Below are 13,400 nucleotides of genomic sequence, written 5' to 3'. Positions count from 1 at the left end.
TGAAAAACTCTCCAACGGATAACGGGGTAGCGAGCGCATGCACGACAGCACATGAGCGGGATTTTGTTACGTTATAACATTTTTATCCCGACGCCAATATCATTCACTACGACACGTCTCACATATCCCGAGCAACTCAATGGTCTGTCGCTCGATATGGAAGCCTTCACGCTTTCCTGCCGCGTCCAGATCCGCGGCAATGGCCGTATCATGAAGCTCCTGTACAAAGCCGCATTGCTTGCAGATCATGAGCTGAAACCCGCGATGATGATCAGGGCAGGGACAGGCGACGTAGGCATTGAGTGATTCAATGCGATGAATCAAGCCCAGTTCCAGCAGAAAATCAAGCGCGCGATAGACGGTCGGTGGTCGAGCCGATGCGTGCTCGCTGGTCAGGCGATCGAGAACGTCATACGCCTTGAGTCCTGAATCGGAGCCGGCAATCAACTCGAAGACGCGCTGCCTGATCGCGGTGAAACGAACCCCACGGTCAGCACACCGATGCTCCGCAGCGGCCAGCATATTCTTCAATGAATGAGTATGAGCCATCAAATAAAGCCATAGGTAAATCGGAAAGGAAATCGACGAGTGATAAGATAACATCCCTTGCGCCGTCAGCGCACGAGATGCCACAACCACACACAAGCATCACAGCAGGAATCATGTTGATGACATTTGGCCCGGAGCTGCTTCTCCTTTTCTTCATGCTGGCCATGGCTGCCGGCTGCATTGATGCCATAGCCGGGGGGGGCGGATTGATTCTACTGCCATTTCTAATGGCTACAGGCATGCCGCCGGCTACGGCCATCGCTACCAACAAGCTGGGCTCCACGGCGGGGTCTCTGGCCGCAACGGTGCATTTTGTCAAAAAGAAACAAGTCGATCTTCGACTGATCAGGTTTCAGATTCTGACGGCTTTCGTGGGCGCAGCGCTGGGTAGTGGTTTACTGCTCACCATGCATTCCGACGTGCTGGAGCAGGTAATTCCGGTGCTCTTGATCGGTTTTGGTATCTACTTCCTGATGGCACCACGGCTGGGTGAAGTGGATCAGCATCAGCGCATCACGCCGTTCGTGTTTGGTCTGACAGCGGCGCCATTGATTGGATTTTATGACGGATTCTTCGGCCCGGGCACGGGCGCATTCCTGGCCATCGCCTTCGTTAGCCTGATGGGCTATAACCTGGTCAAGGCCACTGCGCACGCCAAGGTACTCAATTTCGTCAGTAATCTGGCATCACTGATATTTTTCATTGTTTTTGGCGATCTGTACTGGAGCGTAGGCATTGCAATGCTGGCTGGTCAGGTTATCGGTGGCAGTATTGGTGCGCGCCTGGCAATTACCAAAGGGCAGAAGTTGATTCGCATCGTCATGGTAATCGTGACATTCAGTGTGTCGATCAAGTTGCTTTGGTTTTCGTAATTCGTAAGCAGTGATTATCAGACTCGATTACCAATCCATTGCGTATTTAACATAATATATATTATGCGAACCAAAATAATGTCATGAATATGTCTGGTGCGTTCTTGTGATTTTGTGCCGAAATGCGCCTTTCCGATCTTTTTGTTACAGCTTTGTTGGTCTGGCCCTCTGTCTTGTGTGCTTGAAATCAGGCCATGGTAAGGTCGGCCTGATTCGTTTTTAGGGGGATTTTCACGATGCGTCATTTTCTGAAAGTGACGGTATGTGTCGGACTGCTGGCTAATGCCGGCGCAGCCTTTGCGTCATGCAGTACCACAATGGATGACATCGCCAGCAAGATTCATGGCAATGGAGTGCCTTACAATCAGTTTTCGCTGAACACGGTGAAGATGTCGGACGCCGATAGCGCTGAAGGCAAAATGGTCGGCTCCTGCAGCAACCGTTATTTTGCCATCATGTATACGCAACATGCGCCGCGTCCATCATCGAATACCGATGCCGATAACACACCATCTGCTCGGATCAAACCGGCTCCAAAGGCAGATGGTAACGACAAGGCTGCCGCCAAAGGGTCTCAGTCCGAAAAAAAGGCGGCGCCGTCGTCAGCAGACACAGGCACTGCGAAAAGGCGTCATGATACGTACAGGGCTGCGCCGCAAGCTGATGATACGGCCGCTCAGCATAAACATGGCCGGCAGGACCCTTCAGTTGCAGACATGAGAAAGGATGATCTGTTCAAGAGCGAAGCTGATGGTACGCCCTGGTATTTGAAGTAGCTTTCAAGTACTCGAGGCTGGTCACGATAAAAAGCCGCTCCCGTAAATACGGGAGCGGCTTTTTATCGTGCTGCATGCCAGGCAACAAGGTCAGATATCATTCATCTGCAGCGGCATACGAGCCATCTTCACGGTGTTTTTCAGTGCCGGTAATTGGCGGGTTAAAGACACAGGCTACCGTCATGCCCTTCTCCTTGCCGCGCAGCAGATGCTCATCATGCTGATCCAGAAGGTACATATCGCCAGCCTTGATAGTGTGGATCTTGCCGTCAGCAATGGTTTCGACTTCACCTTCACCTTCATAACAGAATACAGCTTCGATATGGTTTTTATAATGAATGTGGGTTTCCGTACCCGGGTAAATACGGGTGATATGAAACGAGAAACCACACTTATCATCGGCCAGCATCAGCCGTGTGCTATCCCAGTTACCGTTTTCTGCTTCGACAAAACGTTCGGTCTTGCGGCATTCTTCAAGGTTACGGACAATCATTAAGAGGCTCTCCTTGCATGATGTAAATCAATTTGAGAGAAAGGCCGACGCCGGATGGGCGCCGACCACATGCCAGTATCAGGAAATGACTTCCCTGACACTTTCTTCAAGAATATCAAGAGCCTTACCAAGCTCATCATCAGTAATCGTCAGGGAGCACAGGCACTTGATCACGTTGCCATCGTGACCACAGGTTTCGATGATCAAGCCTTTTTCAAAGGCCTTGCCGGTAATTTTGTCCGCCATGTCACCTGTTGAAACATCAAGCCCTCGCATCAGCCCGCGTCCACGCTCACTGGCAGGATGTCCTGTTTCGCTGATCATGCGTGCCAGACGCTGATAACGCTCCTTGACCACCTCGCCCTTGCGCTGCACTTCCTTTTCAAAGGTGTCATCGGACCAGAATTTCCTGAGCGCGGCCGTAGCCGTAACCATGGCGAAACTGAAGCCACGGAACGTACCGTTGTATTCACCCTTTTTCCAGACATCAAGATCGCGCCGCATCAGTACCATGGCAAACGGCAGCCCGTACCCTGACAGGGATTTCGAGTTGGTAATGATATCAGGCATGATGCCGGCGTGCTCAAAGCTGAAGAACTTGCCGGTACGGCCGCAACCTGCCTGGATATCGTCCACGATCATCAGGATGTCATGGGCCTTGCAGATCTTCTCAAGACGCTGCATCCACGCGATCGACGCTACATTGATGCCACCTTCACCCTGTACCGTTTCAAAGAATACGGCCGCTGGCTTGTCGATACCGCTGGAGCTGTCATTCAGGGTTTTTTCAAGATAATCGAGGGTATCAACGCCCTCGCCCATATAGCCGTCATAAGGCATGAACTGGGCACCCAGCGTGGGAATCTCAGCCGCCTTGCGAAAGCGTGAATTACCGGTAGTAGCCAGTGCTCCCATGGTGACGCCATGGAAACCATTGGTGAACGTGATGATGTTGTGACGTCCGGTCGCGCGTCGAGCCAGCCTGAGAGCAGCTTCTACCGCATTGGTCCCGGTCGGGCCAGGCAACTGGATCTTGTAGTCCATGCCACGGGGCTCAAGAAGGTATTTCTCCACGGCCTTGTAAAAGTCGTGCTTGGCCTGAGTCCACATGTCCAGCGCATGAACGATACCGCCACTTTCAATGTAATCCAGCAGTGCCTTTTTCAGGTCCGGGTCACTGTGGCCATAATTGAGGGTCCCTGCCCCTGCCAGAAAGTCGAGATATTCAGTACCGTCCTTCTGCCAGATCCGGGCACCCTCCGCTTTCTCGAATACAACAGGAAAGGAGCGTGAATAGGTACGGACATTTGACTCGATATTTTCGAAATACTCGGTTTCCATCAAGGTCTCCTCGAATTCTTGATACATTGAGAGCAACATCGCCCTTCAAGGGATAGCACTTTTATATGCGATCTGGAGCAAACGGTCCTATACGGACCAGGTTTTCCGGGTCATGCTCACCACCCAATTGTTCTTCTGAAAAGTATTCCCGGCTGTTGAGTGGGGAATGCCAGCGGTGAGCAAGTTTCTTGAATAGCCCCCATGACGCTTCATTATCCGGCGTAATGGTTGTTTCCAGATGCCGAACCTCGCTTTGATGAGGCCGTTTCAGGACTGCTTCAATCAGCCTGGGGGCCAGGCCTGTTCCTCTGGCCTTTTCACCGACCGCCACCTGCCAGAGAAAATAGGTATCAGGTGCGTTGGTTTTGACGTAGCCCGATACAAAACCCACGATTTCGCCATCCTGCGTGGTGGCTACTGCACAACGATCCTTGAACTGCGTTGCCAGCAGCAGATAGGCATATGCTGAATTTACATCCAGCGGTGGGCAGGACTTGACCAGTTCATAGATGCCCCATCCGTCATCTGTCCCGGGTGCACGAATGAAAAGAGAATAATCCCCGTTGGTAATAACCTCCTCCGCGCCTGATCTGGCCAGATCGGAAGAGGACGTAAAAGGCTCTTTGAATGTATCCATGCTTATAGTTCGCAGGTGGCGAATTCGGTACTAACCATAACAATGTGGCACCAGGTTGGCAAATCTGAATGTTATGGATGGAAACCGTCACCATAAAAAAATGTTATGGATATGACTGACTGGTACCATCCCTTGGCCTGTCTTCCAGGATAGTTGATTTCAAAAAAAAAGCCGCACAATCGGTGCGGCTTTCAAAAGGAAAAAATGAAACATGGCTATTCGCGCGTAACGGTTCTCATGGTTACCAGCTCTTCGGCGCTGGTTGGATGAACCCCGACGGTGGCATCAAAGTCTGCCTTGGTCAGCCCAGCCCTGACGGCAATGGCTACGCCCTGAATCAGTTCACCAGCCTCATCGCCAACCATATGCACACCAAGTACACGGTCAGAGTCGGCGTCAACGATCAGCTTCATCAGGCAACGTTCATCCGCACCCGAAAGCGTATGCTTCATTGGCTTGAATGACGTGGCAAACACCTTGATGCGAGCGTACTTCTCACGCGCCGCTTCTTCGCTCAACCCTACGGTGCCAATATTGGGATGACAGAATACCGCCGTGGCAACCTTGCTCAAATCGAGCGGTGCGCGAACTTCGTTGTCGAAATGGCACGCCACCAGATGCATTGCTTCTTCCAGAGCTACCGGGGTAAGCTCGGGACCTTCAATGATATCGCCTATGGCCAGAATGGACGGCACCGTCGTCTGATAGCGGTCATCAACCACAATCTTGCCGGCCGGAGTGAGCTCGATGTCGACGCTTTCAAGCCCCAGACCGTCAAAGTTGGGTACACGACCCGTAGCCCCCAGTACTGCATCAACCGTTAACGTTTCACCCGAAGTCAGCGTGACGCGGTAGGCATCTCCGTCCGTGTCTATGCGTTCGATATTGGTTTCAAAGTGAAGGTTGACGCCCTTCTTCTGCATTTCATCACGCGTGAATTCACGTACTTCATGGTCGAATCCACGCAAAAACAGGTCGCTGCGATAAACGAGATGTGTTTCGGCGCCCAGACCGTTGAAGATACTGGCAAATTCGACGGCGATATATCCGCCCCCCAGTACCAGAAAGCGGTCGGGGAACGTGTCCAGATCGAATATCCGGTTGGAGTCGAGCAGGTGCTCACGTCCGGGTATATCAGGACTCCAGGGCCATCCACCTGTAGCCAGCAGAATTCGCTCCGCAGTAATGCGCTCGCCGTTGACTTCCACCTCATGAGCCCCCGTCAGACGAGCACGACCGTCGATGCGGAATACGCCCGAGTTGTCCAGCAATCGTTCGTAGATACCGTTCAGGCGGGTAATTTCGCGTGTCTTGTTGTCACGCAGGGTTGACCAGTCAAACCGGGGCTTCTGATCGAATGACCAGCCAAAGCCCTGACTGTGCTTGAAGTCTGCACTGAAGTGGGCTGCATAGGAGTATAGTTTCTTCGGCACGCAGCCAACGTTGACACAGGTGCCGCCCAGATAACGGTCCTCGGCTACCGCTACACGTGCACCCTTCCCGGCCGCCGTGCGTGCTGCCCGCACGCCACCTGATCCGGCACCGATAACAAATAGATCATAATCAAACTTGGACACTCTGGACTCCCTGGAAAGCAAAGGATTTAATAACGCTGAATGTGTTGAATACTGTACGCATTATACCGATAGACCAATGTCATGAGCGTTGAAAAGGACATGAATCAATGAGTAAAAGTACTTCTCCTGATATCCAGAAACTATTGGATCAGAACAAGGAATGGTCAAAGCAGATGCAGGAGAAGGATCCGGACTTCTTTAACCGGCTATCCGAGCAGCAGAACCCGCATTATCTATGGATTGGCTGTTCCGACAGCCGCGTCCCGGCCAACCAGATCATTGACCTGCCCCCGGGTGAAGTATTCGTTCACCGCAATGTAGCCAACATTCTTCATCACACTGACATGAATGCCATGTCAGTCATTCAATACGCCGTGGACGTGCTGAAGGTTGAACATATCATGGTCGTGGGCCATTACGGCTGTGGTGGCGTGCGCGCTGCATTGACCGGTGATGAATGCGGCATTGTAGACTACTGGCTTCATAGTATTCGTCAGCTGCATGCCATACATCGTCATGAGCTTGAACTGCTGTCGCCCAAGGCCCAGGCAGATCGCATGTGCGAATTGAATGTCATGGCACAGGTAAGGAACCTGAGCTGCACCAAGATCATTCAGCGCGCCTGGGCGCGTGGACAGAAACTGTCGGTGCACGGCTGGTGCTACAGCCTGAAAAACGGCCTGGTGAACAACATGGAATGCTCGCGTAGCGGGCTGGACGAAGTCGATCAGCTGTACCGATTCGACTTCGTCTCACATAGCTGACCCCGTTCTAGCCAAGGGGGCAGCTGACGCCTGTCCCCTTGAGTCCGCAGTACCCGGCCGGATTCTTGCTCAGATATTGCTGATGATAGGTTTCCGCATAATAAAATGCGGTCAGAGGCGCTATTTCGGTGGTTATGTCCGGCCGACCTGCCGCAGTCAGTGCCTGCTGATATCTGGCAGCGCTCTGACGTGCAACCTCCAGCTGCTCATCGTTGCCTGTATAAATCACCGAGCGATACTGCGTGCCTGTATCATTGCCCTGCCGCATCCCCTGCGTCGGATCATGTGCTTCCCAGAACACCTGGAGAATATCGTCCAGCCTGATCCTTGCAGGATCAAAGACAACCCGGACAACCTCGGCATGCCCGGTCATGCCTGAACAGACTTCATCATAGGTCGGGTTCGGCGTTATGCCGCCTGCATACCCTACCGCCGTGACATCCACGCCCGGCAGTTTCCAGAAAAGGCGCTCTGCTCCCCAGAAACACCCCAGCCCTAGTACAATCTCTTCAAGATGTGCTGAAAACGGGGGCTGAATCGTGCTTTCAAGCACATGGTGAACCGGGTCAACCATCAATGGCTGCTGGCGTCCTGGCAGTGCTGTTTCGGCCGTGGGTAACGGAATTTGTCGACCCATGTCAGTTATCCTCACTTTTCCGGGTAGGCAGTTTTGCCTTGCCCAGACTGAATGTATACAACAGGTCCAATGCCTGATTGGAGCCGGATACCGCTTCCAGATACAGGTTTTGAAGCAATTTATAACGTAATGTCAGTTCGGCTATGGAGGAGAACATGCCGACGCCATAGCTGACTTTCAAGTCCTTGAACAAATAACCACTGACCACAACCTGGCTGTCATCTCCGGACCCTGCGGTATCCAGGCTCAGATCCTGAACACCGAAACTCTCACCGATGGAACCTATTGCCCGGCCACTTTGTGACAGCGACAGGCCAATGAGTGCCGAGGTCAGCGCATCGTCATTGCCGCCTCCTGAATCGTCGGGTGCTCGCCCGCGCAGGAGGTAGGACAGTGCCGTGGTTTCATTCATGTCCGGGTCGGAAAATACAGAGACATTAGGCTGACTGGCACTGCCTGTAACCCGCAGGCCTGCGGTCACGTCATCTTCAATGGTATCCGGATTTCGAATGGCCTCGAAGTTCAGATAAGGCTCTGCCGGCGGCCCATTGAAGGTTATCTTGCCCGTTCGAATGATCAGGTTCTGGCCATAGGCCTTGAATTGCCCATTCTCGAGATCGATATCCCCCATCAGCTGTAGCGTATTGCGCTGCTGGCGGACCTTCAGCCCCCCATTGAGATTGGTGCTTAGCCCATAGGCTTCCAGCGTAACATCATCACCGATGATAACGCTGACATTGACGTCGATATCCATACCCGACTGGGCAAGCGTTGATGCATCAGCCCAGTCGGGTACATTTCCCTGCTCGATCTTCTGATCTATCCGGGCTGCTTCTTCCCGAGTAATGATGACCTCGTCCGAAGACGGCGATACTGCGGCGGGGGGCACTTCATCGACCTTGATACGCGCCCAGGGTATACGTATCACCCCGGCAATGGCCAGGTTGGCCGGGTCAGCATCCACCGTCAGATTGGGTGCCACCCTTAGTCGGCCATATTGTGGCAACGCGGCGAGCAAGGGAGCATTTCGGCCATCAAGCTCCACATGCGCCTTCCAGTCCCCCGTGGTAGGCCAGCCGGCGTTGCCTTTCAGATTCCAGGTCGCATCGCCGGAGGTCAGATAGCCGTCAAGATTGCCTCGATCACCGTCAAGCTTCAGAGCCAGCCGCGCATCATTCAGCTCAACCGGCAGGGCTGCCCCCTGCACCTTGAGTTGATCGAGCACCATCTGTCCATTCAGCAGCGGTGACAATGTCGTACCCGCCAAGCCAACCCGGCCATTCAATTGGCCCTGAAGGGTATCAATCTGCGGGAACAAGGGCTTGTAAGGGGCCAGCACAAGCTGGCGGGCCAGCAGCTCACCGGACAATGTTCGATCCCCTGTCGGGTTTTTGACATTTGCGGTGAGTGTAAGGCCCCCGGCCTGCGTCAGATCCAGCACAGCCTGAACGCGGGCATTGGCCTGTGTGGCATTCAGATCGATCGTGGCGCTGGTTTTGGGTAATTGCCATGGAGTGTTGTCCGGCGCCTTGCCGGACATTTCCAGGCTGGAGGTAATATGACCGGTACCTTTCCATTGTGTGCCGGCACGTGACCAGGCCAGATTGATGTCACCGACTGTAGTGCCGCGAGCGTCCCAGCCTTCAGGGAGGAAGCTGTTCAGCAGGGACATGGGGATATCACGCAGGGCCAGATGAGCATCACCCTTCTGTGCCGATACGCGAGCCTTTCGGGTCCAGCACAGTTGACCGCCCTGTGAGCGCGACAGACAAAACGGATCAATGGTGGCTGCGCTGTCTGCCAGGTCAATTCGGGCATTGAGCACATCGACCAGCGCGATGTCATTATCCGCACTCAGGCGTGTTGCAAGCTGCGTCACGCTTGCCAGATAACGTTGCTGCTGCTGGTTGAATCGCCCGTCCAGCCCGACATTGAACGACGCGATGCTGTTGCCGTCTCTGGCGTCTCCTTCCAGAGCCAGTCGATGCTGGCTGAGGCGCCCCTTCAGCGTGGTATTGATGCGTCGCCACTGCTGAGCACCATTGACAAGATCGCTTGCCGTCATGTCTACAGACAGTGCGGGATCATCCTTGCCTTTGGTATGTGCCTTGAGTGACAGGGCACCAAGGCTCAGGGCGTTGAACTGAATCGCCTGTCCATCGAGCGTTGCATCAATCACGGGTGTTTCGGCGCTGCCCTTCAGACTGACATTACCTGCCAGTGCGCCGGCAAGAGAAGGCATCAGGGTATCGAGGCTGGGGGCGTCAAGACGTGCATCCAGATCATAGCGATCTGACAGCGTACCGCTGGCCTTCAGGGAATTGTTGCCTTGCACAATGGACAGCTCATGCACGTTCCATTGCATATTGCTGTCACCGTCCAGGTGGGCCTTCATCGAGAAGGGGCGTTTCTGTAATGTGCCGCCGATATCAAGCATCGGAATATCCAGCGTCCATTGGCCTGGAACCGGCTGGTGGAATGACATGTTTCCCTGCCCCTGCAGGCGGCCGGACAGCGAGGGGGCCAGTGCACCTATATCCAGTGACTTCAGGTCAATATTCGCCTGTGCCGCTATACCGGATGCCCAGTTCACACCGCCCTTGCTTGATATACTGCCATCCGGCGTGGTGACTGCGAGTCTGGACCAGTCAAAATGACGCGCATCTCCATTGCCCCTGGCATTCAGTGTCAGCCTGTCTACTTCGGGGCCCTTGGCCTGCCCATCCAGTGTCAATTGATAGGCGTCCAGATCGCCCTGCAAGTGGCTATCAAACCGGTTGAGTACATAGACAGGTGTCTGTTCCCCAAACGGCCATGACAGCGTATCGGCGTGGGCCTTCAGTGAAAATGGCAGTCTCGGGGCCAGCAGGTCCGCCTGAGCATCAAGCGTGGCGGGTACATTGCCCTTGGCAGATAGTTCAAGCATCAGATCGGCTGCACTGCCCGTGAGTGAGAGATCAAATTTCTGCTGTGTGAACGGTGCGGCATGCCAGTCGCCCTGAACGGCCATGTCGACTGGGTAATTATCCGCCATGGTGACATCTGCTGTCGCCGTCATCTGCCCCTGAGGCATCTCTACATGGAGGCGCTGAAGATTGATCTGCTGATCCCTTGCATGAAGTGCAATCTGAATCACGTCGATGTGCTGCACCTGCTGGCCAGTGTCCACGGCGAGGTCATTCAGGGTCAGTGAGGGCGCGTCGAGATTGATCGGCAGCGTAATGGTGGGCAGCTCGATGCGCTGAGTGGCCTCATCCTGATCAAGTGCTCGCAGGGGGTGGGGCAGCGTTTCACTGTTTGTGTCGGACGGCCTGGCTGCCGGAGTAGCGAGCTCGGTCGCAGGTGGCGCTGTCCAGCGCAATCCGTTCAGCGTTGTCGGGGACAGGGTCAGCGTATGACCGGAGAAGGCCACGCCACTATTGAATTCGTTCCAGCGCAGACTGGCACCGGTCGCCAGGTCCACCTGGACATCGTCAACCTTGATATGGCGCACATCGACCGGTATCGGTGTGGCTATACGGCCCGAACCGGTCTTTTCCTCTGCGGGCTGCGCCTGGTCTACAGGGTGAAGTGCTATGTGAATCCCCTGCCCGGTCAATGAATCGATACAAAGACTGCCGCGCAGAAGACAGTCCGATGCCCAGTTCAGCACCAGGGTATCGGCGTCGAGAGTCATGCCGGCGGTTGTCAGCGAGACGCCCTTCAGTTCGAAGTCGTCAAGTGGCCCCCCACTGACTGACTGATAGTCAATCCATCCTTCGGATCGAGCGAATTCGAGCGCCTGACGTGTGCCCCAGGGAGAGAGCGCTATCCCCAGTACCATCAGTACCAGCGCCACGACACATACCAGTGTCCAGATAATACCCTTGACCACGTTCATCAGAATTCAGGCCCTATCGCAAAATGGATGTGCAGACTGTTGTTGTCGTCATCGCCGATCGGTTTGGCCAGATCGAACCGGATAGGCCCCACCGGCGAGATCCAGCGCACGCCAATACCGGCACTTTTCTTGATTTCCTCGGGCCACCAGGCGTCGAAGGCATTACCGGCATCAATGAAGGTGGCGGCCCACCAATCGCCGGTGACACGTCGCTGGTATTCGGCCGTCGTGGTCAACAGATGCTGACCACCCAGCAATTCACCATCGTCATTCTCGGGCGAAATGCTCTCGAAATCGTACCCCCGCAGACTGTTATCACCGCCGGCAAAAAAACGCAGGGATGGAGGAATCTTGTCGAAGGTATCCGTGGCAGTGGCGCCGACGGTGGCCCGACCCACGAACCGGTTGTTGTTGCCAAGACTTGTTATCCACTGCGAATTCAGGCGTGTGCGTACAAAGCGGGCATCCGACCCCCAGGCCGTATCGGAAGCCTCGAACAGGGCATCCTGGCGGTTGCCATGCATGGGAAAGCGCTGATTATCGACCGCGGTGCGGCTCCAGCTCACACCAGGCACCAGAAGATAGACGGTTTCATCCTGATCGGCCTGAGTGAAGTCTTCGCGCGTAGCACGCAGATAAAGACGCTGGTCCCAGCCATTATCGAATTTCCAGAGGCGTGCAAAGGCAGCAGAGCTTTCAAAGCTTCGGGTATCTTCATTATCCAGCTTCTTGAGCCCATAGGTGATTTCGTAACTGTCCTTGATGGGGTTGGCCAGCGGGATTGAATAGACGCCTTCAAACACGGTTTTGGGGGCTGACAGATACAGGGAGTTGTTCCAGCTGTCTCCACGTCGGTTGACCCAGGGCTGTTTCCAGTTGAACTGCAGGCGAGGTCCGACATCGGTCGCGTACCCTCCGCCTATTTCAAACTGATGGCGATCCGCAGGGAGGAGATTGACATCGATGGGCACCACGGCTTTCTCCGGCGGCGTCACCTGCCGAGGCGTATTGTCTGCTGCCGGCGGCAAGGTGCCCTTGCTGCCCTTATCAACAATCACGGTGTCTTCATTGGCTGTAGATAGACGGGGCGTTACAGCAATTCCCTTGAACCAGCCGGCCTGAGACAGACGCTGGTTATAGGTGGCCAGCTCGCTCGTCAGGTAATAGTCACCGGTCTTGAATGGCAACATGTTGCGCAATCGTGTTTCGTCTACCTGATTACCCTTGATGGTAATGTCGCCGTACCGATACCGTGGGCCACTGTCCAGAATCAATGTTACGTTGGCTTCATCGGCCCAGGGGCGTATTTCCAGACGATGCGCTGTAAAGTTCGCATCAAAATAGCCACGCTGCAGTGCCAGGTTCTGAAGACGTGTCTTGAGAGCTGCGTAATCCGCATGATGAAGCGGCTTGCCCTTCCGGGCCTTCAGGGTGCTTTCATCAATGGCCTTCTCAAACGGCGCATCATCCTTCGCTGCACCACGCACTTCCAGCCACAGATGATCAAGCCTGACCTGGGGGCCAGGGGTGACGGTAACAATGACGTGGTTACGGCTTTCAATATTGATATCAAGGTCGGACGAGTAATAACCATAGGCGTGCAGCGCCTGTTCGACCTTTTGCTCTATTTCGCCCTGCCATGCACCCAGTCTGGCCTGTTCGCCAATAGACACCGTAGACAGGAAATTCTTGATGTTGGTGGCCGGCTGACCGCCAATTCCCTTGACGGTGGTATCTATCGCCAGTGCCTGGCTGGTGGACAGACAGCATAAAACGGCCATTATCGGCCGCTGCATTTTTCCCCATGACATCCTGGTCATTTTTTATCGTTTCCTGCTACTGGGATGGTCTTGATGATTCGATATTGAGGTCTT

11 protein-coding genes are annotated in these 13,400 nt (G+C 54.4%); 3 read left to right on the top strand and 8 right to left on the bottom strand.

Annotation, left to right across the window (positions count from 1 at the left end; all coding sequences use genetic code 11):
* Positions 1–99 precede the first annotated feature (99 nt).
* A complete protein-coding gene (locus tag OQ287_RS04030; RefSeq protein ID WP_250936827.1) occupies positions 100–549 on the bottom strand; it encodes a Fur family transcriptional regulator in 450 nt (149 codons plus the stop codon).
* Between the two features lie 119 nt (positions 550–668).
* Between OQ287_RS04030 and OQ287_RS04025 the strand changes: the two genes are divergently transcribed.
* The gene (locus tag OQ287_RS04025; protein ID WP_265895667.1) at positions 669–1,421 is read left to right on the top strand and encodes a TSUP family transporter; all 753 of its coding nucleotides are present in this window, start codon (positions 669–671) and stop codon (positions 1,419–1,421) included.
* Positions 1,422–1,657: 236 nt separating this feature from the next.
* On the top strand, positions 1,658–2,197 hold the full coding sequence (locus OQ287_RS04020) for a DUF1161 domain-containing protein (protein WP_265895666.1): 540 nt from the start codon (positions 1,658–1,660) through the stop codon (positions 2,195–2,197).
* A gap of 97 nt (positions 2,198–2,294) precedes the next feature.
* Here the strand turns inward: OQ287_RS04020 and OQ287_RS04015 are convergent, their stop codons facing one another.
* The 4 genes from OQ287_RS04015 to gorA form a co-directional block, all read right to left on the bottom strand.
* The gene (locus tag OQ287_RS04015) at positions 2,295–2,690 is read right to left on the bottom strand and encodes an ectoine synthase (RefSeq protein ID WP_250936821.1); all 396 of its coding nucleotides are present in this window, start codon (positions 2,688–2,690) and stop codon (positions 2,295–2,297) included.
* Positions 2,691–2,768: 78 nt separating this feature from the next.
* A complete protein-coding gene (gene ectB / locus OQ287_RS04010) occupies positions 2,769–4,031 on the bottom strand; it encodes a diaminobutyrate--2-oxoglutarate transaminase (RefSeq protein ID WP_250936819.1) in 1,263 nt (420 codons plus the stop codon).
* Positions 4,032–4,092: 61 nt separating this feature from the next.
* Positions 4,093–4,668, bottom strand: a complete 576-nt coding sequence (gene ectA, locus OQ287_RS04005) for a diaminobutyrate acetyltransferase (protein ID WP_250936817.1) — start codon at positions 4,666–4,668, stop codon at positions 4,093–4,095.
* A gap of 215 nt (positions 4,669–4,883) precedes the next feature.
* A complete protein-coding gene (gorA, locus tag OQ287_RS04000; RefSeq protein ID WP_250936815.1) occupies positions 4,884–6,245 on the bottom strand; it encodes a glutathione-disulfide reductase in 1,362 nt (453 codons plus the stop codon).
* Positions 6,246–6,352: 107 nt separating this feature from the next.
* Between gorA and can the strand changes: the two genes are divergently transcribed.
* The gene (gene can, locus OQ287_RS03995) at positions 6,353–7,009 is read left to right on the top strand and encodes a carbonate dehydratase (RefSeq protein ID WP_250936814.1); all 657 of its coding nucleotides are present in this window, start codon (positions 6,353–6,355) and stop codon (positions 7,007–7,009) included.
* 7 nt (positions 7,010–7,016) lie between these two features.
* Here can and msrA read toward each other — a convergent pair whose 3' ends face one another.
* From msrA to tamA, 3 genes are read right to left on the bottom strand one after another with little or no spacing between them, the layout of a single operon-like run.
* Positions 7,017–7,646 (bottom strand): peptide-methionine (S)-S-oxide reductase MsrA, encoded by a 630-nt coding sequence (gene msrA / locus OQ287_RS03990; RefSeq protein ID WP_407658221.1) that lies wholly within the window; start codon positions 7,644–7,646, stop codon positions 7,017–7,019.
* Position 7,647: 1 nt separating this feature from the next.
* The gene (gene tamB, locus OQ287_RS03985) at positions 7,648–11,526 is read right to left on the bottom strand and encodes an autotransporter assembly complex protein TamB (RefSeq protein WP_250936813.1); all 3,879 of its coding nucleotides are present in this window, start codon (positions 11,524–11,526) and stop codon (positions 7,648–7,650) included.
* The gene (tamA, locus tag OQ287_RS03980; protein WP_250936812.1) at positions 11,526–13,346 is read right to left on the bottom strand and encodes an autotransporter assembly complex protein TamA; all 1,821 of its coding nucleotides are present in this window, start codon (positions 13,344–13,346) and stop codon (positions 11,526–11,528) included. The genes tamB and tamA overlap by 1 nt, the downstream gene beginning before the upstream one ends.
* Positions 13,347–13,400 lie beyond the last annotated feature (54 nt).

This window comes from Larsenimonas rhizosphaerae (assembly GCF_026240105.1).
Classification (GTDB): Bacteria; Pseudomonadota; Gammaproteobacteria; order Pseudomonadales; family Halomonadaceae; genus Larsenimonas; species Larsenimonas rhizosphaerae.
This window is presented reverse-complemented; position numbering and strand designations above follow the sequence as displayed.

Coding starts and splice junctions, on each gene's coding strand:
- OQ287_RS04030 (WP_250936827.1), bottom strand. CDS start 549: ATGGCTCATACTCATTCATTGAAGAATATGCTGGCCGCTGCGGAGCAT.
- OQ287_RS04025 (WP_265895667.1), top strand. CDS start 669: ATGACATTTGGCCCGGAGCTGCTTCTCCTTTTCTTCATGCTGGCCATG.
- OQ287_RS04020 (WP_265895666.1), top strand. CDS start 1,658: ATGCGTCATTTTCTGAAAGTGACGGTATGTGTCGGACTGCTGGCTAAT.
- OQ287_RS04015 (WP_250936821.1), bottom strand. CDS start 2,690: ATGATTGTCCGTAACCTTGAAGAATGCCGCAAGACCGAACGTTTTGTC.
- ectB (WP_250936819.1), bottom strand. CDS start 4,031: ATGGAAACCGAGTATTTCGAAAATATCGAGTCAAATGTCCGTACCTAT.
- ectA (WP_250936817.1), bottom strand. CDS start 4,668: ATGGATACATTCAAAGAGCCTTTTACGTCCTCTTCCGATCTGGCCAGA.
- can (WP_250936814.1), top strand. CDS start 6,353: ATGAGTAAAAGTACTTCTCCTGATATCCAGAAACTATTGGATCAGAAC.
- msrA (WP_407658221.1), bottom strand. CDS start 7,646: ATGGGTCGACAAATTCCGTTACCCACGGCCGAAACAGCACTGCCAGGA.
- tamB (WP_250936813.1), bottom strand. CDS start 11,526: ATGAACGTGGTCAAGGGTATTATCTGGACACTGGTATGTGTCGTGGCG.
- tamA (WP_250936812.1), bottom strand. CDS start 13,346: ATGACCAGGATGTCATGGGGAAAAATGCAGCGGCCGATAATGGCCGTT.